The organism is Streptomyces sp. C1-1 (assembly GCF_050214755.1).
GTDB lineage: Bacteria > Actinomycetota > Actinomycetes > Streptomycetales > Streptomycetaceae > Streptomyces.
Map to the genome: position 1 here is coordinate 3441572 of NZ_CP189826.1, position 26484 is coordinate 3468055.

Annotated in this window: 20 protein-coding genes; 7 read left to right on the forward strand and 13 right to left on the reverse strand. The window is 71.9% G+C overall.

All coding sequences use genetic code 11. From position 1 onward, the window contains the following. Positions 1-2 precede the first annotated feature (2 nt). Positions 3-134 carry a hypothetical protein gene (locus ACQF4J_RS15495; RefSeq protein ID WP_142142662.1) on the reverse strand — a complete coding sequence of 44 codons (132 nt, stop codon included), beginning with the start codon at positions 132-134 and terminating at the stop codon, positions 3-5. Positions 135-508: 374 nt separating this feature from the next. On the opposite strand from ACQF4J_RS15495, the gene ACQF4J_RS15500 reads away from it, so the two are divergent. Together ACQF4J_RS15500 and ACQF4J_RS15505 are read left to right on the forward strand one after the other, a co-directional pair. After that, positions 509-1456 carry an NADP-dependent oxidoreductase gene (locus tag ACQF4J_RS15500; RefSeq protein WP_427165825.1) on the forward strand — a complete coding sequence of 316 codons (948 nt, stop codon included), beginning with the start codon at positions 509-511 and terminating at the stop codon, positions 1454-1456. Positions 1457-1504: 48 nt separating this feature from the next. After that, the gene (locus tag ACQF4J_RS15505) at positions 1505-1711 is read left to right on the forward strand and encodes a DUF5988 family protein (protein WP_351574345.1); all 207 of its coding nucleotides are present in this window, start codon (positions 1505-1507) and stop codon (positions 1709-1711) included. A gap of 54 nt (positions 1712-1765) precedes the next feature. Here ACQF4J_RS15505 and pruA read toward each other — a convergent pair whose 3' ends face one another. Further along, positions 1766-3397, reverse strand: a complete 1632-nt coding sequence (gene pruA, locus ACQF4J_RS15510) for an L-glutamate gamma-semialdehyde dehydrogenase (RefSeq protein WP_351574348.1) — start codon at positions 3395-3397, stop codon at positions 1766-1768. 63 nt (positions 3398-3460) lie between these two features. Beyond that, entirely contained in the window at positions 3461-4387 is a 927-nt protein-coding gene (locus ACQF4J_RS15515) for a proline dehydrogenase family protein (protein ID WP_351574350.1), read from the reverse strand. A 107-nt stretch (positions 4388-4494) separates the two neighbouring features. Here ACQF4J_RS15515 and ACQF4J_RS15520 point away from each other — a divergent pair, with 107 nt between their 5' ends. Then, a complete protein-coding gene (locus tag ACQF4J_RS15520) occupies positions 4495-5715 on the forward strand; it encodes a PucR family transcriptional regulator (protein WP_427165827.1) in 1221 nt (406 codons plus the stop codon). Positions 5716-5725: 10 nt separating this feature from the next. Here ACQF4J_RS15520 and ACQF4J_RS15525 read toward each other — a convergent pair whose 3' ends face one another. Next, the gene (locus ACQF4J_RS15525; RefSeq protein ID WP_427165829.1) at positions 5726-7135 is read right to left on the reverse strand and encodes a PLP-dependent aminotransferase family protein; all 1410 of its coding nucleotides are present in this window, start codon (positions 7133-7135) and stop codon (positions 5726-5728) included. Positions 7136-7182: 47 nt separating this feature from the next. Between ACQF4J_RS15525 and ACQF4J_RS15530 the strand changes: the two genes are divergently transcribed. Then, entirely contained in the window at positions 7183-8412 is a 1230-nt protein-coding gene (locus tag ACQF4J_RS15530) for an MFS transporter (protein ID WP_427165831.1), read from the forward strand. On the opposite strand, the gene ACQF4J_RS15535 is transcribed toward ACQF4J_RS15530, so the two are convergent. After that, positions 8399-8971: a TetR/AcrR family transcriptional regulator gene (locus ACQF4J_RS15535; protein WP_351574362.1), complete on the reverse strand. Its 573-nt coding sequence runs from the start codon at positions 8969-8971 to the stop codon at positions 8399-8401. The two genes, ACQF4J_RS15530 and ACQF4J_RS15535, sit on opposite strands and share 14 nt — an antisense overlap. A 98-nt stretch (positions 8972-9069) precedes the next feature. Between ACQF4J_RS15535 and ACQF4J_RS15540 the strand changes: the two genes are divergently transcribed. Next, positions 9070-10578: an MFS transporter gene (locus ACQF4J_RS15540; RefSeq protein WP_427165833.1), complete on the forward strand. Its 1509-nt coding sequence runs from the start codon at positions 9070-9072 to the stop codon at positions 10576-10578. A gap of 115 nt (positions 10579-10693) precedes the next feature. Here the strand turns inward: ACQF4J_RS15540 and serA are convergent, their stop codons facing one another. From serA to ACQF4J_RS15570, 6 genes are all read right to left on the reverse strand, one after another. Next, positions 10694-12283 carry a phosphoglycerate dehydrogenase gene (serA, locus tag ACQF4J_RS15545; protein ID WP_351574368.1) on the reverse strand — a complete coding sequence of 530 codons (1590 nt, stop codon included), beginning with the start codon at positions 12281-12283 and terminating at the stop codon, positions 10694-10696. Positions 12284-12534: 251 nt separating this feature from the next. Continuing rightward, a complete protein-coding gene (ilvC, locus tag ACQF4J_RS15550; RefSeq protein ID WP_200700185.1) occupies positions 12535-13533 on the reverse strand; it encodes a ketol-acid reductoisomerase in 999 nt (332 codons plus the stop codon). A gap of 107 nt (positions 13534-13640) precedes the next feature. After that, a complete protein-coding gene (gene ilvN, locus ACQF4J_RS15555) occupies positions 13641-14165 on the reverse strand; it encodes an acetolactate synthase small subunit (protein ID WP_058923010.1) in 525 nt (174 codons plus the stop codon). A 21-nt stretch (positions 14166-14186) separates the two neighbouring features. Continuing rightward, positions 14187-16031, reverse strand: coding sequence for an acetolactate synthase large subunit (locus tag ACQF4J_RS15560; protein WP_351574372.1), 1845 nt, complete (start codon positions 16029-16031; stop codon positions 14187-14189). Between the two features lie 231 nt (positions 16032-16262). Continuing rightward, positions 16263-19289 (reverse strand): putative bifunctional diguanylate cyclase/phosphodiesterase, encoded by a 3027-nt coding sequence (locus tag ACQF4J_RS15565; protein ID WP_427165835.1) that lies wholly within the window; start codon positions 19287-19289, stop codon positions 16263-16265. Positions 19290-19741: 452 nt separating this feature from the next. Continuing rightward, on the reverse strand, positions 19742-20692 hold the full coding sequence (locus ACQF4J_RS15570; protein WP_427165837.1) for a 2-hydroxyacid dehydrogenase: 951 nt from the start codon (positions 20690-20692) through the stop codon (positions 19742-19744). Between the two features lie 75 nt (positions 20693-20767). Here ACQF4J_RS15570 and ACQF4J_RS15575 point away from each other — a divergent pair, with 75 nt between their 5' ends. Then, on the forward strand, positions 20768-21766 hold the full coding sequence (locus tag ACQF4J_RS15575) for an aldo/keto reductase (protein ID WP_351574390.1): 999 nt from the start codon (positions 20768-20770) through the stop codon (positions 21764-21766). Between the two features lie 149 nt (positions 21767-21915). Continuing rightward, the gene (locus ACQF4J_RS15580; protein ID WP_427165839.1) at positions 21916-23055 is read left to right on the forward strand and encodes a PQQ-dependent sugar dehydrogenase; all 1140 of its coding nucleotides are present in this window, start codon (positions 21916-21918) and stop codon (positions 23053-23055) included. A 31-nt stretch (positions 23056-23086) separates the two neighbouring features. Here the strand turns inward: ACQF4J_RS15580 and ACQF4J_RS15585 are convergent, their stop codons facing one another. Beyond that, positions 23087-23284 (reverse strand): DUF6191 domain-containing protein, encoded by a 198-nt coding sequence (locus ACQF4J_RS15585; protein ID WP_351574400.1) that lies wholly within the window; start codon positions 23282-23284, stop codon positions 23087-23089. 25 nt (positions 23285-23309) lie between these two features. Continuing rightward, entirely contained in the window at positions 23310-26342 is a 3033-nt protein-coding gene (locus ACQF4J_RS15590; RefSeq protein WP_427165842.1) for a helix-turn-helix transcriptional regulator, read from the reverse strand. Positions 26343-26484: the final 142 nt, after the last annotated feature.

The window sequence follows — 26484 nt, forward strand, 5'->3', positions numbered from 1 at the left end:
GCTCAGTGGCCGGTCGAACCGCCGTTGTCCCTGCGGTCCAGGGCGCGCTGGAGAGCGGCCGCGGCGGCCTTGCGGTCGGACTCGCTCGTACGGGAGGTGTGACGGACTCGGCGGCGGGCGGTCGTCTCGGCCATGGGAAATCGACTCCTTCGACATCGGGGAGTGCCATAAAGGGGGTTACGAGACGCCGGAAGGGGCGGGGAGCGGTGCCGCAGGGGTTACCTGCTCGGGGCCCGGCTCCTGACCGCCATTCGCTTGTCGAGCGAGACGTTCGGCTCCTACAAAGCTAAGGGAGCCGACCGTGTCTGTCTCCACAATTACTCGGACTTCCTACTATCTGAGACGGTGCATTGGGTCGCACGGCTCTGAGCTGCGCTTTCGAGGCGGCGGAGGTCGGGGAAGTCTGGGACGATGTACGGGTCGGAGCCCGGGGGCCACGATGGGCGGAAGGCGGTCATGCGGGCCGGCCGCAGGTCCGTACTCGGTCCGTACTCGGGAGGGAGACCCGATGGCCACGGAACAACCCCGCGCAACTGTGATCACCCAGCACCGCTTCGGCGGACCGGAGGTCCTGACCGTCGAGGACCGCCCCCGCCCCGCGCCGGCCCCGGACGAGGTGCTGATGCGGGTACGGGCCGCGGGAGTCGACCCCGTCGACCTGCTGGTGCGCTCGGGCACCGCCCCGCTCCTCGGGGAGCCCCCGTTCACACTCGGCCGGGACGTCTCCGGCACCGTGGAGGCCGTCGGCGGGTCCGTCACCCGCTTCCGCCCCGGAGACGAGGTCTTCGGCATGATCGACGCCGGTGGGTACGCCAGCCACGTCACCGCTCCCGCCGACCGTTTCGCCGCGAAGCCCGCCGGCGTCGACCACGTCCACGCGGCCGCCGCCCCGACGGCGGCCCTCATCGCCTGGCAGGCCCTGATCGACATCGCCCGGATCGGTCCCGGCAGCCGGGTGCTGATCCACGCGGCGGCCGGCGCCATCGGTCACACCGCCGTCCAGCTCGCCAAGGCGGAGGGCGCGTACGTCGTCGCAACCGAACGCGCCGACTGCCACGGCTTCCTGTACGACCTGGGCGCGGACGAACTCGTCGACCACACCAGCGTCGACTTCTCCGACACGGTGCACGACATCGACGCGGCCCTCGACCTGGTCGGCGGCGACTTCGGCCCGCGCACCCTGAACACCCTCCGCCCGAACGGCCTGCTGCTCGCGGCGGTCCCCGGCGACCTGGGCCTGTCCCCGGAGGACGTGGAGGCCCGCGGGATGCGCTTCGCGGTCGTCCAGGCGGAGCCGTCGGGGGAACGCCTCGCCAAGGTCGCCGCCCTCCTCGCCGGCGACCGCGTCCGCGTCCACGTCGAGGCGGCCCTGCCGTTCGCCGAGGCGGCCAAGGCACACGAACTGGGCGAGGCCGGCCACATCAAGGGCGGCCTCGTACTCGTCCTGCCGGACTGACTCCCGGCCGGCAGACGCATCCGATCCGACACAGGGAACGGTGAGGTCATGAACGACAAGGTCAAGGCACTTCTCGAAGGCGGCCCGCAGGACCTGCCCGCGCGCATCGTCGCGGTCACCACACCCGGCGCCGACCTGAAGATCGAACTCCGCAACGGCTACGAGCACTTCCGCCCCACCCCGCGCCAGGCGGACACCGCGGAGGGCACGCTGCCGGTGTACGAGTGGTGGGAGCGGACGGAGATGCCCGGTTGAGCACGCGGACGGGCCGGGTCGCCGCGACCCGGCCCGTCCGTGTGTCCGCGGGCGTCAGCCCATGTGCGGGTAGGTGTAGTCGGTCGGCGGGACCAGGGTCTCCTTGATGGCGCGGGTCAGCGTCCAGCGCAGCAGGTTCTGCGGGGCGCCGGCCTTGTCGTTGGTGCCGGAGGCGCGGCCGCCGCCGAAGGGCTGCTGGCCGACGACGGCACCGGTCGACTTGTCGTTGATGTAGAAGTTGCCGGCCGCGTAGCGCAGCTTCTCCATCGTGTACGCCGCCGCGGCACGGTCGTTGGAGACGACCGAGCCGGTGAGCGCGTAGTCGGAGACGGACTCCATCTGCGTCAGCATCTCGTCGTACTTGTCGTCCTCGTAGACGTACACGGCGAGGAAGGGGCCGAAGTACTCGGTGCGGAACACCTCGTTCTCCGGGTCGGTGCACTCGACGACGGTCGGGCGGACGAACCAGCCGACGGAGTCGTCGTAGGTGCCACCCGCGACGATCGTGCAGGTCGGGTCGGACTTGGCGCGGTCGATGGCGGCCTTGTTCTTGGCGAAGGCACGGTCGTCGATGACGGCGCCGATGAAGTTGGCCAGGTCGGTGACGTCACCCATGGTCAGGTAGTCGACCTCGGCCGCGAACTCCTCCTTGAAGCCGGAGTTCCAGATGGACGCCGGCAGGTACGCCCGGGAGGTGGCCGAGCACTTCTGGCCCTGGTACTCGAAGGCGCCGCGGGTGAGGGCGGTCTTCAGCACCGCGCGGTCGGCGCTCGGGTGGGCGACGAGGAAGTCCTTGCCGCCGGTCTCGCCGACCAGACGCGGGTAGGAGCGGTACTTCTCGATGTTGTTGCCGACCGTCTTCCACAGGTACTGGAAGGTCTTGGTGGAGCCGGTGAAGTGGATGCCGGCGAGGTCGCGGTGTTCCAGGGCGACCTCGGAGACCTCGATGCCGTCGCCGGTGACGAGGTTGATGACGCCCTTGGGCAGACCCGCCTCCTCCAGCAGCTCCATCAGCAGGACGGCGGCGTGGGTCTGGGTGGGGGACGGCTTCCACACCACGACGTTGCCCATGAGGGCGGGGGCGGTGGGCAGGTTGGCCGCGATCGCCGAGAAGTTGAAGGGCGTGATCGCGTAGACGAAGCCCTCCAGCGGACGGTGGTCGAGGCGGTTCCACACGCCCGGGGAGTTGGCCGGGGGCTGCTCGGCCAGGATCTGGCGGGCGTAGTGGACGTTGAAGCGCCAGAAGTCGACGAGCTCGCAGGGGCTGTCGATCTCCGCCTGCTGGGCGGTCTTCGACTGGCCGAGCATGGTGGACGCGGCGATTGTCTCGCGCCACGGGCCGGCGAGCAGTTCGGCGGCGCGCAGGACGATGGCGGCACGGTCGTCGAAGGACATCGCGCGCCAGGCCGGCGCGGCGGCGAGGGCCGCGTCGATGGCGTCGCGCGCGTCCTGGTGAGTGGCGTGGCGCAGGGTGCCGAGGACGGCCTTGTGGTTGTGCGGCTGGACGACCTGGAAAGGCTCACCGCCGCCCATCCGCTTCTCGCCGCCGATGGTCATCGGCAGGTCCATCGGGTTCTCGGCGAGCTCCTTGAGCTTGGCCTCCAGCCGGGCACGCTCGGGCGAACCGGGGGCGTAGCCGTGCACCGGCTCGTTGACGGGGGCGGGGACCTGGGTCACAGCGTCCATGGGTTCCGTAACTCCTTGTACGTGAGCGGGTGTCGCGGGGAGGTGGGTGGGAGGGTGGCTGCCTCAGCCCTTGCTGATCATGCTGCGCGCGAAGAACCGCAGGTTGGCGGGCTTCTCCGCCAGCCGGCGCATGAAGTAGCCGTACCAGTCGGTGCCGTAGGCGGTGTAGACGCGCATGCGGTGGCCCTCGGCGGCGAGCCGGAGGTGCTCGTCGCTGCGGATGCCGTACAGCATCTGGAACTCGTACTCGTCGGGCTTGCGGCCGGCCCGGCGGGCCAGTTCCTGGCCGATCGAGATCAGGCGCGGGTCGTGGGAGCCGATCATCGGATACCCCTCGCCCTCCATGAGGATCCGCAGGATCCGCACGTACGCCTTGTCGATCTCCTGCTTCTGCTGGTAAGCGACCTCGGCGGGCTCCTTGTACGCACCCTTGACCAGCCGCACCCGGCTGCCGGCCGCGGCGAGGCGGCGGGCGTCGGCCTCGGTGCGGAAGAGGTAGGCCTGGATGACGCAGCCGGTCTGCGGGAAGTCCTTCCGCAGCTCCTCGTGGATGGCGAACATCGAGTCGAGGGTGGTGTGGTCCTCGGCGTCGAGCGTGACGGTCGTACCGATGGCGGCGGCCGCCTCGACGACCGGACGGACGTTGGCGAGGGCGAGCTCGTGTCCGCCGGGCAGCGCCTGGCCGAACATCGACAGCTTCACCGACATCTCGGCGCGGGCGCCCAGCTCAAGCTCGCCCAGCCGCTCGACGAGCTCCAGGTAGGCGTCGCGGGCGGCGGCGGCCTGCTCCGGCCGGGTGATGTCCTCGCCGACGACGTCCATGGTCAGCTCCAGGCCCCTGCCCGTGAGCTCGCGGACGATCGGCACGATCTCGTCGACCGTCTCGCCCGGGATGAAGCGCTCGACGACCTGCTTGGTCACCGGGGCCGCCGAGATCAGGCGTCGCATCCGGTCGCTGCGCGACGCGGCAAGAATCACGGGACCCAGCACGGGGCACCTCCACAAACCAGCAGATAGAACCACCGTGAAACCTAAGGATCCCTCCGATCGTCAGCCATCGACAGCTGTCACGCATCTATGCCACAGATCTCAGACAGATGTATGAAGCACCTGGGGTCGTGCGGGAGAATGCCCGTGTGACGGCCGACAACCAAGGTGACTACCAGGAACTGGTCGACGAGATCTCGGAGCTCCTCGGCGCCCCCGCGACACTGGAGAACCGCGACTTCGAGCTGATCGCCTTCGGGGCGTACGACAGCGAGGGCGAGCTGGACGCGTCGGCGCTGGACCCCGTCCGCACCCGCTCGATCCTCACCCGGCGCTCCACCGCGGCCGTCCGCACCTGGTTCGAGGGCTTCGGCATCACCCGGGCGACGGGTCCGGTCCGTATCCCGCCGACGCCCGAGGCGGGCGTGTACCGGGGGCGGATCTGTCTGCCCGTACGCCACCGTGGCGTCGTCCTCGGCTACGTCTGGCTGCTGGACTCCGACCCGGGCCCGACCGACCAGCAGCTGACGGCCGCCATGGAGGTCACCGTCCGCATCGGAGCCCTCCTCGCCGACGAGGCCCAGCACGGCGCCGACCTCACGCGTGAGCTGCGTGCGGTGCTGACCGCCGAGCGGGACTGGCGGCGGGACATGGCGGTGGCCGAGCTGCGCACCGCCCTCGGCTCCCGCGCCGACGGCCCCCACACGATGGTCTGCGTGGCGCCCTGGCCCTCCGCCGACCCGGACGACGCGCCCTCGGTGCGTACGGTGCCGGGTGCGACGGCGCTGTGCACGGTGCCCTGGGCGGCCGCCGACCAGTGCCTCGCCCTGCTGGTGCGGCTGCGCTCGGCGGACGTGCTGACGCCGGCGACGTCGGCGGCGGGGCGGCTGCTGGAGCGGGCGGGGCGGCTGGGCCCGGTCCGGACGGCCGCGGGGCTCGCCACCGCGCGCGCCGGCCTCGCGGAACTGGGCACGTCCTGGCGGGAGGCGTCGGCCGCGGCGCGGGCGGCCCTGGCGGAGCCCCGGCTCGGCCCGGTCGCCGAGTGGGCGCACATCGGCCCGTTCCGGCTGCTGACCGCACTGCCCCCGGAGACGGCGCACGATGCCGCCGTACAGGTCCTGCTCTCCCCCGCCCACCGCGAACTGGCCCACACCGCCGAGGTGTACCTCGACCGCGCCGGCCAGGCCGGGCGCACGGCGGCGGAACTGGGCATCCACCGCCAGACCCTCTACTACCGCCTCTCCCGCGTCGAGAAGCTCACCGGCCTCGACCTGGCCGACGGCGAGGACCGGCTGCTGCTCCACATGGCGCTCAAGGGGGCGCGGCTGTAGCCCGCCTCCCTCACGGCCCGCCGAGCAGATCCGCCACGGCCGCCACGCCCTCGGTGATCGCACGGTCCGGCACATGGCCGAAGCCCAGGACGAGTTGTGGGGGGACCGTGGCGCCGGAGGTCCGGCAGGCGCTCATGCCGTACAGGCCCACCCCGCGGGCGCGGGCCCGCGCCACGACCGTCTCCTCCTGGGTGTCCCCGGGCAGGTGCGCCACCGCGTGGAACCCGGCCGCCAGCCCCGACAGCCGTATCGCGGGGGCGTGTTGGGCCAGGGCGGAGAGGAGGGTGGTGCGGCGGGCGGCGTACACGGAGCGCATGCGGCGCAGGTGGCGGTCGTAGCGGCCGGACTCGATCAGACGGGCGAGGGCCAGCTGGTCGAGGGTGGGTGAGCCGCGGTCGGCGACGCGCTTGTGGTCGGCGAGCGCCTCCAGCAGAGCGGGCGGGCACAGCAGCCAGCCCAGACGGAGCGCGGGTGCGAGGGACTTGCTCACGGTGCCGATGGAGACCACCCGGTCGGCGGCCAACCCCTGGAGCGCGCCCACGGGTTCGCGGTCGTAGCGGAACTCGGCGTCGTAGTCGTCCTCGACGACGTACGCGTCCCGGCGCGCCGCCCACTCGATCAGCGCGTGACGGCGGGCGGGCGCCAGCACCACGCCGGTCGGCCATTGGTGGGCCGGGGTGACGATCACCGCCCGAGCGCCGGTGGCGTCCAGCTCCGCCACGTCGAGGCCCTCTTCGTCGACCGGGACCGGTACCGCCGTCAGCCCCGCCGCCTCCGCGGCCGCCGTCGCCGTGGCCGGACCGCCCGGGTCCTCGTAGGCCACGACGCGCACTCCGGCACGGGCCAGGGCGCGCAGGGCGAGGCTCAGCCCCTGTGCGTAGCCGGAGCAGACGACGGTACGGGCGGGGTCGGCCGCGGCGCCCCGGACCCGGCCCAGATAGCCGGCCACGACCTCGCGCAGCGCCCAACTGCCTTGTGGGTCGCCGTAGTCGAGTTCGGCGGTCGGCATGCGCCGGGCCGCCTCCCTGGTCGCCCAGAGCCAGTCGGTGACGGGGAAGGAGGTCAGGTCCGGTACGCCGTGGCGGAAGTCGGCGATCATGCGGGGCGCCGCGTCGGGCGGAGGCGGCGCGGGGGCGTCGGGCACCTGCGCGCAGGCGGCCACGCGGGTGGCCGAACCGACCCGGGTGACGAGGTAGCCCTCGGCCTGGAGCTGGGCGTAGCAGTCCTGGACGAGTCCCCGGGACAGGCCCAGCACCCGCGCGAGTTCCCGGGAGGACGGCAGGCGCTCGCCCGCCCGCAGCCGGCCCGAGCGGACGGCGTCCCGCAACTGGCCCTCCAGCTGCGCGGACAGCCGCTGCCCGCTCTCCCGGTCGAGCGTCACAAGGAGCTCGGGTGACAAACCGGCCCACTGCACAGGCATGGAATTGGAGCTTAGCGGAGGGCCGGTACGTCTCTACCGTCGACGGTATGACGACTTCGGCGAACTGCCCTCCCCGGACGGCCCCGGCGCGACCGTCGCTGCTGACCCGGCCCCTGCTGCTGCGCTTCGTGAGCCTGGTCGGCGCGAGCGTCAGCTTCTTCCTGCTGCTTTCGGTCGTCCCCGCCCACGCGGCCCGGTCGGGCGGCGGGAACGCGGCGGGCCTCGCCACCGGCTCCCTGATGCTCGCCACCGTCCTCGGCGAGCTGATCACGCCCCGCCTGGTCGCCCGCCACGGCTATCGTCCGACCCTCGTGGCCGGCCTGGTCCTGCTCGGCGCCCCGGCCCTGGTGCTGACGCTCTCGTCGGACATCGCGTGGATCGTCGCCGTGTGCCTGCTGCGCGGTCTGGGCTTCGCGCTGACGATCGTGGCGGGCGGCGCGCTGACCGCGACCCTGATTCCCGCCGAGCGCCGGGGCGAGGGGCTGGCCCTGGTGGGCGTGGTCTCCGGGGTGCCGTCCCTGGTCGCGCTGCCGCTGGGCCTGTGGCTGGTGACGCACGCGGGCTACGGGACGGTCGCCGCGATCGGCGGGACGGCCGCGCTCGCCGCGACGGTCTCGGTGCTGGGACTGCCTGCCGGGGACACGCGCAGGACCGTGGGAAGGGATCAGGAGCGGCGGCCCCGCCCGGACGACCGGCCCGTCGGCGTCCTGCGCGGCCTGCGCACCGGCGCCCTGCTCCGCCCCGTCCTCGTCTTCGCGACCACCGCGACGGCCGCCGGGATCATGGTCACCTTTCTGCCGCTGGCCGTTCCCGAGGCGCACTCCGGTGTCGTCACGGTGGCTCTGTTCGTGCAGCCCGCGGCCGCGACGGCGACCCGCTGGCTGGCGGGCCGCCACGGCGACCGGCACGGCAGCGCCCGGCTCGTGGTGCCCGGCCTGCTCCTGTCGGCGGCGGGCGTCGCCGTGACCGCGGCGACCGGCACCCCGGCCGCCGTGATCGTCGGAACCGCCCTGTTCGGCGCCGGGTTCGGTATCGCCCAGAACTCCACCCTCGCGCTCATGTACGCCCGGGTCCCGCCGTCCTCGTACGGCACGGTCAGCGCCCTGTGGAACCTGGCCTACGACGGCGGGATGGGCGTCGGCGCCGCGGGCTTCGGTGTGCTGGCGGGGGCGACCGGCTACCCGTGGGCCTTCACGGTGACGGCGCTGCTGATGCCGCTCGCGCTGGCCCCGGCCCTGCGGGATCTTCGCCCGGCGCGAGGGCTCAGCCGTTCCTGACGCCCTCGATCACCTGCCGCAGTCCGTCGGTGAGCGACTCGGCGTCGGGCGCGGTCTTCGGGTCGAACGTCCACTGCGAGATGAGTCCCGACATCAGGGTCATGTAGAACCGGCCGAGGCTGTCGGCGGTCTCGTCCGACACCTCCTCCTCCGGTACGCCCTGCAGCAGCGAGACCAGTCCCCGGCCGCCCTCGCGCTGCGCGCGGGACAGCTGCTCGCGCACCTCGGGAAGCCGGTCGCCCATGCCCATGATCTCCATGCTCAGCCGCCACATCGATCCGGGCTCCCGCATGGAGTCGACGATGTTCGACCAGACCTCCCGGAAACGCTCCAGCGACCCGGGCGCACCGCCGATGCCGGCGTCCCCCTCGAAGGACATGTCCTCCACCAGCGCGATGTAGGCCTGGGCCAGCAGCGCGTCCTTCGACCCGTAGTGGTAGCCGATGGAGGCGAGGTTCGTCCCCGACTCCTTGACGATGTCCCGCGCGGTCGTACGCAGGAACCCCTTCTCCAGCAGGCAGCGCTTGGCGCCCTCGAGCAGATCCTCACGGTGTCCCATGCCGACCACCCTACCGCTCGATCCATACAACCGTCCTAGACGAACGATTTATACAGCCGTTCTAGACAATCGTTTAAGACGCGCGTACATTCCTCGGCATGACGAACTCGACGAGCACCACCGCGACCGCGGCCGGCACCGCCCGCGCCGGCCGCCGCGAATGGACCGCCCTGGGCGTGCTGATGCTCCCGCTGCTGCTGGTCTCGATGGACGTGTCGGTCCTCTACTTCGCGATCCCGGCGATCAGCGCGGACCTGGAGCCGAGCGGCACTCAGCAGCTGTGGATCTTCGACATCTACGCCTTCGTCCTGGCCGGCCTGCTGATGACGATGGGCTCGCTGGGCGACCGGATGGGCCGCCGCAGGCTCCTGCTCCTGGGCGCCGCCGCCTTCGGCACGGCCTCCCTGATCGCCGCCTACGCCGACAGCGCCGAGACCCTGATCGCGGCCCGCGCGGTCCTCGGCATCGGCGGCGCCACCCTGATGCCCTCGACGATGGCGCTGATCCGCACGATGTTCACCGACCCCGCCCAGCGCGCGAAGGCGATCGGCCTGTGGTCCGGCGTCATGACGGCGGGCATCGCGCTCGGCTCGGTGATGAGCGGAGTGCTGGTCCAGTACTTCTGGTGGGGCTCGGTCTTCCTGGTCAACCTGCCCGCGATGGCGCTGCTGCTGATCCTCGGCCCGTTCCTGCTGCCGGAGTCGAAGGACCCGAACCCGGGCCGCTTCGACTGGCCGAGCGTCCCGCTGTCGATGGCGGGCGTGCTCCCGGTGATCTACGGCCTGAAGGAGATCCCGTCCGAGGGCTGGCACGCGCAGTACGTCGTCTCGATCACCGTCGGCCTGCTCTTCGCGGCCGCGTTCGTCCACCGCCAGCGCACCACGGCCTCACCGATGATCGACCCGGCCCTCTTCCGCGGCCGCGGCTTCGCCCCCTCGGTCGTCCTCAACCTCATCGGCTCGTTCGCCATGATGGGCTCGGCGTACTTCACCACGCAGTACCTGCAGTCGGTGCTCGGCAAGAGCGCGATGGAGGCGGCCCTGTGGGCCCTGCTCCCCTCGGTGCCGATCGGCATGGCGGCCCCGCTGGCGACCACCCTGGTCCAGAAGGGAGTCGACCGCGCCCATGTCGTCACCGCCGGTTTCGCCGTCGGGGCCTGCGGCTACGGCCTGCTCGCCCTCGCGGACACCGACTCCCTCTGGCTGGTCCTGGTCGCCTGTGGCGTCCTCGCCTCCGGCATCGTCATGGTCATCTCCCAGATCACCGACCTGGCGCTGAGCAGCGCCCCGGTGGAACGCGCCGGCTCGGCGTCCTCCCTGATGGAGACGGGTGGCGAGTTCGGCGGCGCGCTGGGCATGGCGATCCTCGGCTCGATCGGCACGGCGATCTACCGCCACGACATCCCGGCCTCGGCACCGGACGTGGCCCACGAGACCCTGGGCGGCGCGCTGGCGGTCGCCGACCGGGTCCCGGGGCTGGCGGCGACGGCACGAGAGGCCTTCACCAACGGGATGCAGGGCGCGGCCATCGCGGGGGCGGTGCTGCTCGCGGGGGCGGCGGTGCTGGCAGCGCGGGCCTTGCAGGGAATCCGCGTCGGCGACAAGTAACGGAACACACGAACGCCGGACGGGCGCACTTCAGCCCGTCCGGCGTTTGAGGACGAGGCCCCTCAGGGCCGAAGCGGGGGCCTGGGGGCGGCAGCCCCCAGCACCGACCGCAACCTCAGACGAGGTTCACGGATCGAGCGAACGTCGCCCCGATCTCCGTCTCCACCTCACCCAGCACCCCGGAGGGCACCGTGTCGTCGACGGTCAGCACGGCCAGCGCCTCGCCGCCGGCGACCGAACGGGAGACCTGCATACCGGCGATGTTGATGCCCGCCTCGCCGAGGATGCGGCCCACGGTGCCGACGACACCGGGACGGTCCTCGTACCGCAGGACCACCATGTGGTCGGCGAGGGCGAGGTCGACGTCGTACTCGCCGACGGCGACGATCTTCTGCAGGTGCTTGGGGCCGGCCAGGGTGCCGGAGACCGACACCTCCTCGCCGTTGCCGAGGGTGCCGCGGACGGTGACGACGTTGCGGTGGTCGGCCGACTCCGAGCTGGTCGTCAGCCGCACCTCGACGCCACGCTCCTGGGCGAACAGCGGGGCGTTGACGTAGGAGACGGTCTCGTCGACGACGTCCTCGAAGACACCCTTGAGGGCGGACAGCTCCAGCACCTTCACGTCGTGCTGGGTGATCTCGCCGTAGACCTCGACGTCGAGGCGGACGGCGACCTCGCCCGCGAGCGCGGTGAAGATGCGGCCGAGGCGCTCCGCGAGGGGCAGACCCGGCTTGACGTCCTCGGCGATGACACCGCCCTGGACGTTCACCGCGTCGGGCACGAGCTCACCGGCGAGGGCGAGGCGCACCGAGCGGGCGACGGCGATACCGGCCTTCTCCTGGGCCTCGTCCGTCGACGCGCCGAGGTGCGGGGTGCACACCACCTGGTCGAACTCGAACAGCGGGGAGTCGGTGCAGGGCTCCTTGGCGTACACGTCGAGACCGGCGCCGGCGACCCGGCCCTCCTTCAGCGCCGAGTACAGCGCCTCCTCGTCGACGATCCCGCCGCGCGCGGCGTTGACGATGCGCACGCTCGGCTTGACCTTGCGCAGCGCCTCGTCGCCGATGAGGCCGAGGGTCTCGGGGGTCTTGGGGAGGTGGACGGTGATGAAGTCGGAGACCTCGAGCAGCTCGTCCAGCGACAGCACCTTGACGCCCATCTGCGCGGCGCGGGCGGGCTGGATGTAGGGGTCGTAGGCGACGACCTTCATGCCGAAGGCGGACATGCGCTGCGCGACGAGGGCACCGATGCGGCCCAGGCCCACGACACCCAGCGTCTTCTCCGCCAGCTCCACGCCCGTGTACTTGCTGCGCTTCCACTCGCCGTTCTTCAGCGCGGCGTTGGCCTGCGGGATGTGGCGGGCGGTGGCGACGAGCAGACCGCAGGCCAGCTCGGCGGCGGTCACGATGTTCGAGGTGGGGGCGTTGACGACCATCACGCCGGCCTTGGTGGCGGCGGAGACGTCGACGTTGTCCAGGCCGACGCCGGCTCGTGCGACGACCTTCAGCTTGTGCGCGGCGGCGATGGCCTCGGCGTCCACCTTGGTGGCCGAGCGGATCAGGATCGCGTCGACGTCGGCGATGGCCGGGAGCAGTTCGGCTCGGTCCGCTCCGTTGCAGTGCCGGATCTCGAAGTCCGGGCCAAGCGCGTCCACGGTGGCGGGCGACAGCTCTTCAGCGATGAGTACGACGGGTTTCGAGCTCACGTGAGTCCTCACAAGTCCAATGCGGACGGCCGTCCCGACGGCCGCAGGCGGTGGAGGGGTGTCGCGACCCGAGGGCCGCTTGAGCCGCGTGGAAGACGCACGACGCTGTGGGCCTGACGCGTATGTATTACGGCAGTGTAGTGGCGCGGCAGTGGTCGTCTTGCGCCTCTGCGGAAGGATCACCCGTCCGTGATGCGACGGGTTGGACAACGGGGCCGGAGCGGTCCGCTCCGGCCCCGTGGCCATGAGGCTTACGCCTCCTCGTCGACCCAGCTCATCAGCTTGCGCAGCTGCTTGCCGGTGGTCTCCAGCAGGTGCTCGGAGTCCTGCGTCTTGTACTCGTTGTACTTCTTCAGACCGCCGTGGTACTCGGCCATCCACTCACGGGCGAAGGTGCCGTCCTGGATCTCGGCGAGGACCTTCTTCATCTCGGCCTTGGTGGCGTCGGTGATGATCCGCGGGCCGGTGACGTAGTCGCCCCACTCGGCGGTCTCGGAGACGGACCAGCGCATCTTCTCCAGGCCGCCCTCGTACATGAGGTCGACGATCAGCTTCAGCTCGTGCAGGCACTCGAAGTAGGCGATCTCCGGCTGGTAGCCCGCCTCGACCAGGGTCTCGAAGCCGGCCTTGACCAGGGCGGAGGTGCCACCGCACAGGACGGCCTGCTCGCCGAAGAGGTCGGTCTCGGTCTCCTCGGTGAAGGTCGTCTTGATGACGCCGGCGCGGGTGCCGCCGATGCCCTTGGCGTACGACAGCGCCAGCGCGAAGCCGTTGCCGGTGGCGTCCTGCTCGACGGCGACGATGCAGGGAACGCCGCGGCCCTCCTCGTACTGGCGGCGCACCAGGTGGCCCGGGCCCTTGGGGGCGACCATGCACACGTCGACGCCCGCCGGGGGCTTGATGAAGTCGAAGCGGATGTTCAGGCCGTGGCCGAAGAACAGCGCGTCGCCGTCCTTCAGGTTCGGGGCGATGGACTCCTCGTAGACCTGGGCCTGGATCGGGTCCGGGACCAGGATCATGATGACGTCGGCCTCGGCGGCGGCCTCGGCGGGCGTCACCACGCGCAGGCCCTGCTCCTCGGCCTTCGCCTTGGACTTGGAGCCCTCGTGCAGACCGACGCGGACGTCGACACCCGAGTCACGGAGCGACAGCGCGTGGGCGTGGCCCTGGCTGCCGTAACCGATGACCGCGACCTTGCGGCCCTGGATGATGGACAGGTCGGCGTCGGCGTCGTAGAACAGCTCGGCCACTTTGGGTTCTCTCCTTGTGTGCAGGTGTTGCGTCCCACCGTATGACGGCGAGCGGAAGGGAAGTCTCGGGGTCTCGGTATACGGGCGGCCGGAACCGCCCGTACGCGCTACGCGCTGCGGTCGAGGGCCCGCAGCGAACGGTCCGTGATGGAGCGGGCGCCGCGGCCGATCGCGATCGTGCCGGACTGCACGAGCTCCTTGATGCCGAAGGGTTCCAGCATCTTGAGCATGGCGGACAGCTTGTCGCTGCTGCCGGTGGCCTCGATGGTCACGGCCTCCGGGGAGACGTCGACGGTCTTGGCGCGGAAGAGCTGGACGATCTCCACGATCTGGGAGCGCGTCTCGTTGTCGGCCTTGACCTTCACCAGAACGAGTTCGCGCTGAACCGCCTGCGCGGGCTCCAGCTCGACGATCTTCAGCACGTTGACGAGCTTGTTGAGCTGCTTCGTCACCTGCTCCAGCGGGAGGTCGTCCACGCTGACGACGATGGTGATACGGGAGATGTCGGGGTGCTCGGTGACACCGACGGCGAGCGAGTCGATGTTGAAGCCGCGGCGGGAGAAGAGGGCGGCGATCCGGGCCAGGATGCCCGGGGTGTTCTCCACCAGGACGGAGAGCGTGTGCTTGGACATGGTCTTTTACGTCTCTCTCGCTCAGTCGTCTTCGTTGTCGCCGAAGTCGGGGCGGACGTCCCGGGCGGCCATGATCTCGTCGTTGGAGGTGCCGGCGGCGACCATCGGCCACACCATCGCGTCCTCGTGGACGATGAAGTCGACGACGACGGGCCGGTCGTTGATGGAGTTCGCCTCTTCGATGACCTTGTCGAGGTCGTCCGGGGACTCGCAGCGGATCGCGTAGCAGCCCATGGCCTCCGACAGCTTCACGAAGTCGGGGACGCGGGTGCCCCTGGCCTCCGGGTTGACGTCATCGGGGCCGGAGTGCAGCACGGTGTTGGAGTACCGCTGGTTGTAGAAGAGGGTCTGCCACTGGCGGACCATCCCGAGGGCGCCGTTGTTGATGACGGCGACCTTGATCGGGATGTTGTTCAGGGCGCAGGTGGTGAGCTCCTGGTTGGTCATCTGGAAGCAGCCGTCGCCGTCGATCGCCCAGACCGTCCGCTCCGGCACGCCGGCCTTGGCGCCCATCGCGGCCGGGACCGCGTAGCCCATCGTGCCGGCGCCGCCGGAGTTCAGCCAGGTCGCGGGCTTCTCGTACTGGATGAAGTGCGCGGACCACATCTGGTGCTGGCCGACGCCCGCCGCGAAGATCGTGCCCTCGGGCGCGAGCTGTCCGATGCGCTCGATGACCTGCTGCGGGGAGAGCGAGCCGTCCTCGGGGAGGTCGTAGCCCAGCGGGTAGGTGTCCCGCCAGCGGGACAGGTCCTTCCACCAGGCGCTGTAGTCGCCCTGGTGGCCCTCGCTGTGCTCCTTCTGCACGGCCTGGATGAGGTCGGCGATGACCTCGCGCGCGTCCCCGACGATCGGCACGTCGGCGGCGCGGTTCTTGCCGATCTCGGCGGGGTCGATGTCGGCGTGGACGATCTTGGCGTGCGGGGCGAAGCTGTCCAGCTTGCCGGTGACGCGGTCGTCGAAGCGGGTTCCGAGGGCGACGATCAGGTCGGCCTTCTGCAGCGCGGTGACGGCTGTGACCGCACCGTGCATACCCGGCATCCCCACGTGCAGCGGGTGGCTGTCGGGGAATGCGCCGAGCCCCATCAGGGTGGTGGTGACGGGGGCTCCGGTGAGTTCGGCGAGGACCTTCAGCTCGGCGGTGGCACCGGCCTTGATGACGCCGCCGCCGACGTACAGGACGGGCCGCTTGGCCTGGGTGATCAGCTTGGCGCCCTCGCGGATCTGCTTGGCGTGCGGCTTGGTCACCGGGCGGTAGCCGGGCAGGTCCATCACCGGCGGCCAGGAGAACGTGGTCTGCGCCTGCAGGGCGTCCTTGGCGATGTCGACCAGCACCGGGCCGGGGCGGCCGGTGGAGGCGATGTGGAAGGCCTGCGCGATGACCCGCGGGATGTCCTCGGCCTTGGTGACGAGGAAGTTGTGCTTGGTGATCGGCATCGTGATGCCGACGATGTCCGCCTCCTGGAAGGCGTCGGTGCCGATCGCCTTCGAGGCCACCTGCCCGGTGATCGCCACGAGCGGCACCGAGTCCATGTGGGCGTCCGCGATCGGGGTGACCAGGTTGGTGGCGCCGGGGCCCGAAGTGGCCATGCAGACGCCGACCTTGCCGGTGGCCTGGGCGTAGCCGGTGGCCGCGTGGCCGGCTCCCTGCTCGTGGCGGACCAGGACGTGACGCACCCGGGTCGAGTCCATCAGGGGGTCGTACGCGGGCAGGATCGCGCCGCCGGGAATGCCGAATACCGTGTCGGCCCCGACCTCCTCGAGAGAGCGGATGAGGGACTGCGCACCCGTGACGTGCTCGGGGGCGGACTGGTGTCCTCCGGATCGGGGCCGCGGCTGCGGATGGGCCCCGGTGGCCTGCTCGGTCATCGTCAGTCTCTTCTCGATGCTGAGGGTTTTTGCGAGGTTTGTACGGTGTTCGGCAGCTGCACGAAAAGCGCCTGTGCAACAAAAAACCCCTCGTGCCGTAAGGCAAGCGAGGGGAGCGCGCCGGGTGGAGGTCGCTGAGCGATGGTGGGCTCAGCGTCAGCCGACGCGCTTTCCAAGTACGAGAATTCGGGTGCGCATGGCACTGACCCTCCCCCCGACGCGCACCACGTGTCAAGTGGGTGGGACGGGAGTCTCATCATGTGAGCGCAGGGCGGTCCCGCCTCCCAGAACGACCGGTACCCCGGTGGTGCGCGCCCCCGAGCCCCTTTCCATGGCCCGTTCGCCTCCGCCGCCGCCCGCAAACGCCGGCTCGATCGGGCCGTGCGGCACCGGATAATGGCCGGTTCCCAGCGCCCGCCGCAGCCGGTACTCGTCCAGCGGGCCGGAGAAGGCCATGCCCTGGCCGTGCGTGCAGCCCATCGCGCGCAGGGCGACGACCTGCTCGGGGAGGTCCACGCCGTCGGCCACGGACTGCAGCCCGAGGTCGGTCGCTATCCGCAGCAGCCCACTGGTGATCTTGTGCAGCCGCGCGGACTCGACGACGCCCTCGACCAGGCTGCGGTCGAGTTTCAGCACGTCGACGGGGAGTCTGCGCAGCGCCGTGATCGCCGCGTGGCCGCTGCCGAAGCCGTCCAGGGCGATGCGGACGCCGAGCCTGCGCAGGGCGGACAGCCGGCGCTCCAGCTCGTCCAGGGACACCTTGGGGTCGGTGTCGGACAGCTCGATCACCAGGGCGCCGGACGGCAGGCCGTGCCGGGTCAGCAGGGCCTCGACGGAGCCGAGCGGCATCGAACGGTCCAGCAGACGCCGGGCGCCGATCCGCACCGCGACCGGCACGGCCAGGCCCGTGGCGGTGCGCTCGGCGGCCTGCTCCACGGCCTCCTCCAGGATCCAGCGGCCGAGCTCCTGCGTCCTGTCGCCCTCGTCGGCGACCCGCAGGAACTCGGCGGGCGTGAAAAGGACCCCCTGTGAGGAGCGCCAGCGCGCCAGCGCCTCGACCGATGTGATCCGGCCGTTCTCCAGGCAGACCACGGGCTGGTGCAGCAGGGCGAACTCGCCGTCGTGCAGCGCGGCCCGCAGGCGCGTGGCCAGTTCCGCCTTGCGTACGACGTCCTGCTGCATCTGGGGTGCGTACAGCTCGACGCGGCCCTTGCCGCCGGCCTTGGCGCGGTACATGGCGAGGTCGGCGTTGCGCAGCAACTCGCCCGCCCCGAGGCCCGGTTCGGCGAAGGCGACGCCGATGGACGCGGCCACCCGGACATCGTTGCCGTCGATGATGTACGGCTGGGAGAGGGTGATTCTGAGGCGGTCGGCGAGCTCGAGGATGTGCCGTTCGCGTGCGGAGCGGTCACGGGTGCCGTCCCCGACGATCAGGGCCGCGAACTCGTCGCCGCCGAGCCGGGAGGCGGTGTCCCCCTGCCGGACCGCGTCCTGGAGCCTGCGGGCGGCCTGGACGAGGAGCTCGTCCCCGGCCTGGTGCCCGATCGTGTCGTTGACGGCCTTGAAGCCGTCGAGGTCGATGAAGAGGACGGCCGTGCCGCGCAGGGACGCCCGGTCGGCGGCCCGGCGGCCGGACAGTGCCTGCTGGACCCGCTGGGTGAACAGGGCGCGGTTGGGCAGGTCGGTGAGCGGGTCGTGCTCGGCGTTGTGCTGCAACTGCGCCTGCAGGCGCACTCTTTCGGTCACGTCCCGGCTGTTGAAGATGAGGCCGCCGTGGTGGCGGTTGACGGTGGACTCGACGTGCAGCCAGCCTCCCCCATCGCCGGCCCGGAAGCGGCACTCGATGCGGGTGGTGGGTTCCTCCTGGGGGCTGGCGGCGAGGAAGCGGCGCACCTCGTGCACCACGCAGCCCAGGTCCTCCGGGTGGATGAGACCGGCCAGTTCGGTGCCCACCAGTTCCTCGGCGGGCCGCCCGTAGACCCCGGCGGCGGCCGGGGAGACGTACCTGAGGACGCCGCTGGGCGCGGCGATCATGATGACGTCGCTGGAGCCCTGCACCAGGGAGCGGAAGTGGTTCTCCTTCTGCGCGAGTTCCTGGGTGAGGGTGATGTTGTCGAGCAGCATGATGCCCTGGCGCACCACGAGGGCGAGCACCACGGTGCCGCCGGTGACGAGCACGGTCGGGTCGGGCTTCCTGCCGTTGAGGACGTTGTAGAGGATGCCCAGGGTGCAGACGGCCGCCGCGAGATACGGCGTGAGCGCGGCCAGGGAGCCGGCGATGGGCCGGGCGACCGGGTACTGGGGCCGATCACCTCCCTGTGGGGGTGCGTGGTGCTGGTGGGTGCCGCCGTGCGGGCCGGGCAGGTGCTCGTGGACCACGCGCGTGTGGCCGTCGCCCTCCGCGGACTCCTGCCCCTGCCGGGGGGCGGCCCAGGGGGCGTACGCGAGGAGCAGCGAGCCGGCGAACCAGCCCGCGTCGAGCAACTGGCCCGACTGGTAGTTGTTCTGCAGCAGTGGGGAGCTGAACAGGGCGTCGCACATGACCGTCAGCGCGAGCGCCCCGAGGGCGGTGTTGATCGCCGCCCGGTTGGCGGCCGTGCGCCTGAAGTGCAGCGCGAGCACCACGCTGACCAGGGCGATGTCCAGCAGGGGGTAGGCCAGCAGCAGCGCGCTGCGCGCGAGGTGCGGCCCGTCGGCCTCGGCGGTCTTGGCGAGCGCGAGGCTCCAGGACAGCGTGAGCAGCGAGCCGCCGATCAGCCAGGCGTCCAGCCCGAGGCACATCCAGCCGGCCTTCGTCACCGGCCGCTTGGCGAGCACGAGCAGGCCCACGATGGCGGGCGGCGCGAAGCCGACGAAGAAGATGTTGGCGTAGCTGACGGTGGGCACTTTCTCGCCGAGGACGACCTCGTACCACCCCCAGACCCCGTTGCCGAGGGCGGCCATCGCCGAGGAGAGGGCGAACAGCAGCCAGGCGGAACGGAAGCGTGCGCAGTGCCCGTAGGCGTAGAGGAAGCAGGACACTGCGGCGGTGGCCGCGGCCGCGCTGAGCCCGAAGTCACCCATGATGTCGGCGAGTTGCTGCGAACCCCAGCCGATCGCGGAACCGACGGCGTATCCCGCGCAGACCAGGGCCAGGACGAGCTGGTGAACGACGCCGGTCCGGCCGCCGTCGGACGGCGGACGGGTCGGCCGTGCCTCCGGTGCGGGCTGTACCCGCAGCACTCCGTCGAGGGCGGTGGTGACAGTCGGCGAGTTCACCGGGCCCTCCCGGTCCGCGCAGCTCCGGGGTCCCTCGGGTCCCGGTGCGCCGGGTGCGCATGCCTCCTGCGGCTGCTGTGCCTGCGGTGGTGATGGCTGTGACGGCAGCCGTGACTGCCGTGGTGACCGCGTCTGCGCGCGGCCGTGCGCAAGGGTCGCCGCCGGCGGCCCCGCCGCGTCGGATCGCTCGTCCATAGGCCGTGCATCGCCCGTCGCCCCCCATCACAGTCTGCAATGTCCATCCCCGGCGCCGAACGGTGCGCGGCGCAGCCCCTGTCGGGACGATACACCAGTCTCGTCACTCAGGGACATAGTTCCTCTACGCTCCGTGACGACCAGCGGCGTTGTGAGTACGGACCGCGTCCGAGAGGTTGCGGAGGGTACCGGAAATGGATTACACGCCTGTTGCGCCCGTCGCGCGGGACGCGCGCGGGACGCTCAAGTCGTCGGGGTCACGCGCCGCTTGTTCCTGTCTCAAGGATCACGTTGCGCAGCGGCTTCCGGTTCAAGAACCGGGTCAACTGGTCCACGAGAAGTCGTTCGGCGCGGGGCCGGAAGGCGGAGGTGGGGCCGCCGACGTGGGGGCTGATGAGCACGCCGGGCGCGCGCCACAGGGGGTGTTCGGCGGGCAGCGGCTCGGGGTCGGTGACGTCCAGGGCGGCGGTGATCCGGCCGGTCTCGAGTTCGGCGAGCAGCGCCTTGGTGTCGACGACGGGGCCGCGCGCGACGTTGACGAGGAGCGCGCCGTCCTTCATGCGGGCGAGGAAGTCGGCGCCGACCAGACCGCGGGTGGAGTCGGTGAGGGGCGTGATGAGGACGACGACGTCCGCCTCGGGGAGCAGGCGGGGCAGATCGGTGAGCGGGTGCACCGGCCCGCGCTCCGTCGTGCGCGCGGAGCGCGCGACGCGCACCACCCGCGCGACCTCGAACGGAACGAGCCGGTCCTCGATCGCGGATCCGATCGAGCCGTAGCCCACGATGAGCACGCTCTTGTCGGCGAGTGCCGGCCGGAACCCGCCGAGCCACTCCCCGCGCTGCTGTGCGCGCACGAAGTCGGGAATGCCCCGAAGCGAGGCCAGGATCAGGGTGAGCGCGAGTTCGGCGGTGCTCGCCTCGTGCACCCCGCGCGCGTTGCACACCTGCACGCCCGGCCGCAGCCGGGGCAGCCCGGGCTGCACGTTGTCGATCCCGGCGGACAGCGTCTGCACCACCTGGACGGAGCTCAGTTCGGGCAGGGGCCGTACGGCGACCTCGGCGGGCTTCATGTAGGGGACGACGTAGAAGAGGCAGTCGGCAGGGTCCGCGGGGTAGTCCTGCTCACCGTTCCAGAAGAGGTAGTTCGGACCCGCGGGAAGGTTCTCGATCTCCTCCGGCGGAAGGGGAAGCCACACGTCAGCAGTCATGACAGGAGGCTATGTCAGGGCCATGGGGAGGCAGAGGTTAGGTTGGGGGCTCGGCAGAGGGAGGGTCACGGGCAGGTGGAGCGCAGGACGATCGGCGCGGGGGCACTCGCGGTGGGGGCCGTCGGCCTTGGGTGCATGCCGATGAGCTGGGCGTACAGCGCCTCGCGGCGGCGGGGCGACGAGTCGCTGAGGGCGGTGCACCGGGCGCTGGACGCCGGCTCGACGCTGCTCGACACGGCCGACATGTACGGCCCGTTCACCAACGAACTGCTGCTGGGGCGGGTGCTCAAGGAGCGGCGCGGGGACGCGTTCGTGTCGACGAAGGTCGGCCTGCTGGTCGGCGAGCAGCACATCGTGGCCAACGGCCGCCCCGGCTATGTGAAGCGCGCCTGCGACGCGTCGCTGCGGCGGCTGCAGACGGATGTCATCGACCTGTACCAGCTGCACCGCGCGGACCCCGAGGTGCCCGTGGAGGAGACGTGGGGCGCGATGGCGGAACTCGTACGGGCGGGAAAGGTACGGGCGTTGGGGCTGTGCGCGGTCGGTGCCCGCGGCGGCCGCCGGTCGGGGGGCCGACTGCACGACGCAACGATTCTGCAGCTCCAGCGGGTGCAGCAGGTGTTCCCGGTGAGCGCGGTGGAGGCCGAGCTGTCGGTGTGGTCGCCGGACGCCCTCGACGCCCTGCTGCCGTGGTGCGAGGCGCGTGACGTCGGCTTCCTGGCCGCGATGCCGCTGGGCAACGGCTTCCTCACCGGGACCCTGACCCCCGGCGAGGGCTTCGAGGCGGACGACGTGCGCGCCCGCCACCCGCGCTTCACGGCGGAGATGATGGCCGCCAACCAGCCGATCGTGGCCGGTCTGCGCCGCGTCGCGGCCCGGCACGGCGAGGACGTGACCGCGGCGCAGGTGGCCCTGGCGTGGGTGCTGGCGCAGGGCCGGCACGTGGTCGCCGTCCCGGGCACCAAGCGGGAGCGGTGGGCGGCCGAGAACGCGGCGGCGGCCGGTCTGCGGCTGACGCCCCAGGACCTGGCCGAGGTGGCGAAGCTGCCGCGGGCGCGGGGATCCTGGGACTGAGCGAGAGCGGGTCCGCGGCCGTGTCCGCTCCGGCCATGGGTTCGACACCGCCCGACCGGGAACCTGGAGGGCGCGAGCGGTCGTAGGACAAGGAGAGCCCGCCGCCCGACCGCCGCCTCGAAGGGACCAGGACCGTGCTACGACGAGCTGTGCCGGCCTTACTCGCCACGACCGCCCTGCTGCTGACGGCCGCCTGCTCCTCCGGTGGCGGGGACGGCGGCTCCTCGGGCGGCAGCGGCGGTGCCACGAGCGCCTCCCCCTCGCAACGGGCGGCCGGACAGGCCCCGCCGGCCAAGGGCTCGGTCAAGGTGGTGCGCACGGTCGCCACGGGCCTGAACACCCCCTGGGGCCTGGCCGCGCTCCCCGGCGACGGCGGTCTCCTCGTCGCCTCCCGCGACCGGGGCTCGATCACCAGGGTCGACGAGAGGACCGGCGGCAAGACGGAACTGGGCAAGGTGTCCGGCGTCTCCCCGTCCGGCGAGGGAGGCCTTCTCGGCATCGCCCTCTCCCCCGACTACGCGTCGGACCACATGGTCTACGCGTACTTCACCTCCGCCTCCGACAACCGCATCGTCCGCGTGCTGTACGACCCCAAGAAGCCCGCCGGCGAACAGCTGGGAGCCCCGGACACGGTCTTCAAGGGCATCCCCAAGGGCTACATCCACAACGGCGGACGGATCGCCTTCGGCCCGGACGGCATGCTGTACGCGGGCACGGGCGAGAGCGGCGACCGCGGTCTGGCGCAGGACACCAAGTCCCTGGGCGGCAAGATCCTCCGCCTGACCCCCGAGGGCGACCCGGCCCCCGGCAACCCCTTCCCGGACTCGCCGGTGTACTCGTACGGCCACCGCAACGTGCAGGGCCTGGCCTGGGACCCCCAACAGCGCCTGTTCGCCTCCGAGTTCGGCCAGGACACCTGGGACGAGCTGAACGCGATCAAGCCGGGTGCCGACTACGGCTGGCCGAACGCCGAGGGCAGGTCGTCCGATGCCAAGTACCAGAACCCCATCGCCCAGTGGCACACCGACGACGCCTCCCCCAGCGGCATCGCCTACGCCGAGGGCTCGGTGTGGATGGCCGGCCTGAAGGGGCAGCGCCTGTGGCGCATTCCCCTGCAGGGCACCGAGGCGTCGGCCGCCCCACAGGCGTTCCTCACCGGCAGCTACGGCCGTCTGCGCACGGTGGTCTCGGCGGGTGGCGACAAGCTGTGGCTGACCACCAGCAACACGGACGGGCGGGGCACGCCGAAGGGCAGCGACGACCGGATCCTGGAGCTGGAGGTGAGCTAGGGCCTCGGGGTCGCGGCTGCCGGGCCGGGCGTCACTTCTCGGCGCCGCCGGTGTCGTCCTCGTCGGCGGTCTCGGACGGGCGTATGACGACCTTGCCGGAGTCGAGGTCTATCGGGCCGCGTCCGGGGTCGTTGTCCCCCACGTCCTCGCGGCTCAGCTCCAGCCGCTTGCGTTCGTCCTGGGTGTGCTTGCGACTGGGTGCGAACACTTCCTCGAATGCGTTGAACACGGTCCCTGCCTCCTCGTCGGTGCCCTCACCGGGCCGGGTCGAGCGCGTCGGCCGCGAAGAGCCCGAGCCGATGCGCCGTCGCCGCCGCCTCTCCCCTTCCTGAGACGCCGAGCTTGCCCAGAATGTTCGACACATGGACGCTGGCCGTCTTCGGCGAGATGAACAGCTCCTCGGCGATCTGGCGGTTGGTGCGGCCGGCGGCGACCAGGCGCAGGACGTCCCGTTCGCGGCTGGTCAGGCCCAGGGCCTCGGCCGGGTCGGCGGGCCGCTGTTGCGGGACGCGGGTCAGGGCCAGACGGGCGCGCTGGGCGAGGAGGGCGACGGCGTCGCCGAGCGGGCGGGCACCGAGGTGGCCGGCGACGGCGTGGGCCAGGTGCAGCAGTTCCGTGGCCCGGTCGCGTTCGTCGTCGCCGCCCGCGCTCAGCAGGGCGGCGGCCAGACGGTGACGGACGCGGGCGAGGTCGTAGGGGCGGTCCAGGCCCTCGAAGGCGGTGACCACCTCCGACCAGGTGTCGACGGTGTCCCGGCCCTCGGCGCGGGCGAGTTCGGCGCGGACCCACTGTTCGTGGGCGAGCCACACGGGGACGACGGTCGTGAGCCGCTTGGCGGCCTCCAGAAGACCTTCGAGGGCCTCGGTACGGCCCTGCTGGACCGCGGGCAGCGCGCGGGTCTCGGCCTCGGCGATCGCGGCGCCGAGCAGCAGCGGCCAGACGTAGCGGTGGGTGCCCGGCGGGACGCCGGCGTCCAGGCTGCGCCGCACTTCGGCACGGACGTCGAGGAGACGGCCCTCGGCCGCGGCGACACCGACGGTGAGGGCGGCGAGGGGCAGCGACTGCTGCGGCATGGGGTCGTGGGTGCCGAAGTACCGTTCGGCGGCGTCCCGTTGACGGGCGGCCTCCCCCACGTCGCCCCTGCCCAGGGCGACCTGGGCCAGCTTCAGCGCGGCCGCGCCCTGCGGTTTGGCGCTCTGCCCCCGGCGCAGCGCCTTGTCGGCCGCCTCGACCGCCTCGTCCCAACGGCCCAGGGAGTACAGGGAGTCGGACAGGTTGGACCACACCCACGCCTCGGTGTTCAGGAGGCCGTAGCGGCGCGCGTAGGCGGTGCCCTCCTCGAGGATGCCGACGGCCTCGCGCGAGCGGCCGACCGCCTCCAGCTCGGACGGCAGGTTGACGTGGGCGCGGCCGGCGACGGAGGCGATGCCGTCCTGCCGGGCCTGGTCCTTGACCTCGCTCATCACGGCGAGGCCCGCTTCGACGTCCCCCGCGTCGACCATCAGGGTGCCGAGGGTGAGGCGGGCGTTCATCTCCGTCTCGCGGGCGCCCACCATCCGCGCGTACTCCACCGCGCGTTCGGCGGCGGACAGCGCCTCCGGACCGGGGGCGCGCAGCATCGACCAGCCGGCGACGTGGGTGAGCACCTCGGCGTGCACCTCGGAGGGCGGCAGACCGCGCACCAGCTCCTGGGCGGTGGCGAGTTCCTTCCAGCCGTCGCCCCGGGCCAGGTTCTGCACCATGACGGCGCGCTGGGCCCAGAACCAGGCCGCGCGCAGGGGGTCGCCCTCCTCCTCCAGGAGGTGCAGGGCCCGCTTGGTGATCTTCAGGGCGCGTTCGCGTTCCCCGGACAGGCGGCCCGCGACGGCGGCCTCGGCCATCAGGTCGAGGTAGCGCAGCGGGGTGGTGGCGGGGTCGCAGCCGCAGGGAGGGTAGACCTCGGTGTAGTCGATGGGGCGCAGCTCGTCGCGGACCGCCTCGGGGGTGGTGTCCCACAGTTCCATCGCCCGTTCCAGGAGCCGCAGTTGCTCGCTGTAGGCGTGGCGGCGCCGGGCCTCGACGGAGGCGTCGAGGACGGCGGGGAGGGCCTTGGCCGGGTCGTGGGCGTGGTACCAGTAGCTGGCCAGGCGCATGACGCGCTCGTCGGCGGGGACGAGCGTCGGGTCGGCCTCCAGGGCCTCGGCGTAGCGGCGGTTGAGGCGGGAGCGCTCACCGGGCAGCAGGTCGTCGCCGACGGCCTCGCGGACCAGCGAGTGGCGGAAGCGGTAGCCGTCGCCGGCGGGGGTGGCGATCAGGATGTTGGCGTTCACCGCGGCCCGCAGGGCCTCGATGAGGTCGTCCTCGGCGAGCCCGGCGACGGCCGCGAGCAGCCGGTACTCCACGGTGGAGCCGCCCTCGGCGACGATCCGGGCCACCCGCTGGGCGCTCTCCGGCATGCGCTCGACGCGGACCAGGAGCAGGTCGCGCAGGGAGTCGGTGAGGCCGGTGCCGCAGCCCTCGGTGGCGCAGACGGCGAGTTCCTCGACGAAGAAGGCGTTGCCGTCGGAGCGTTCGAAGATCTCCTCGACCTGGCCGGGGTCCGGTTCGGCGGCGAGGATGCCGGCGAGCTGACGGCCGACCTCGGTGCGGGTGAAGCGGGCGAGTTCGATGCGGCGGACCGTGCGCAGACGGTCGAGTTCGGCGAGCAGGGGGCGCAGCGGGTGGCGGCGGTGGATGTCGTCGGCGCGGTAGGTGGCGAGGACGACGAGGCGGCCGGAGCGCAGGGTGCGCAGGAGGTAGGCCAGGAGGTGGCGGGTGGAGGCGTCCGCCCAGTGGAGGTCCTCCAGGGCGACGAGGACCGTGCGGTCCGCGGAGACGCGTTCCAGGAGGCGGGCGGTGAGTTCGAAGAGGCGGGCCATGCCCTCCTCGTCGTGGCGTCCGGAGCCGGGGTCGCCCAGTTCGGGCAGCAGCCTGGTGAGCTCTTCCTCCTGACCGGCGGCCGCGGCGGCCAGTTCCTCGGGCAGTTCGCGGCGCAGGGCGCGCAGGGCCGTGGAGAACGGGGCGAAGGGCAGACCGTCCGCGCCGATCTCGACGCAGCCGCCGAGGGCGACGACCGCGCCGCGGCGGCAGGCCTCGGTGGCGAACTCCTCGACGAGCCTGGTCTTGCCGACGCCCGCCTCGCCGCCGATCAGCAACGCCTGCGGCTCTCCCGCGGCGGCACGGGCGAGTGCGTCGTTCAGTGTGTCCAGCTCTTCGGCTCGGCCGACGAACACCGGACTGACGGACCTGGTCTCCACGGGGGCGAGCATGGCATGCGGGGCGGTTGCGGCGGGACCGGTTTTCGGGGCGCCGTTCTGGGGGCTGCCGCCGCCAGGCCCCCGCTTCGGCCCTGAGGGGTCCTCGTCCTCAAACGCCGGACGGGCTGGATCTGCCCGTCCGGCGTCCCCCGTG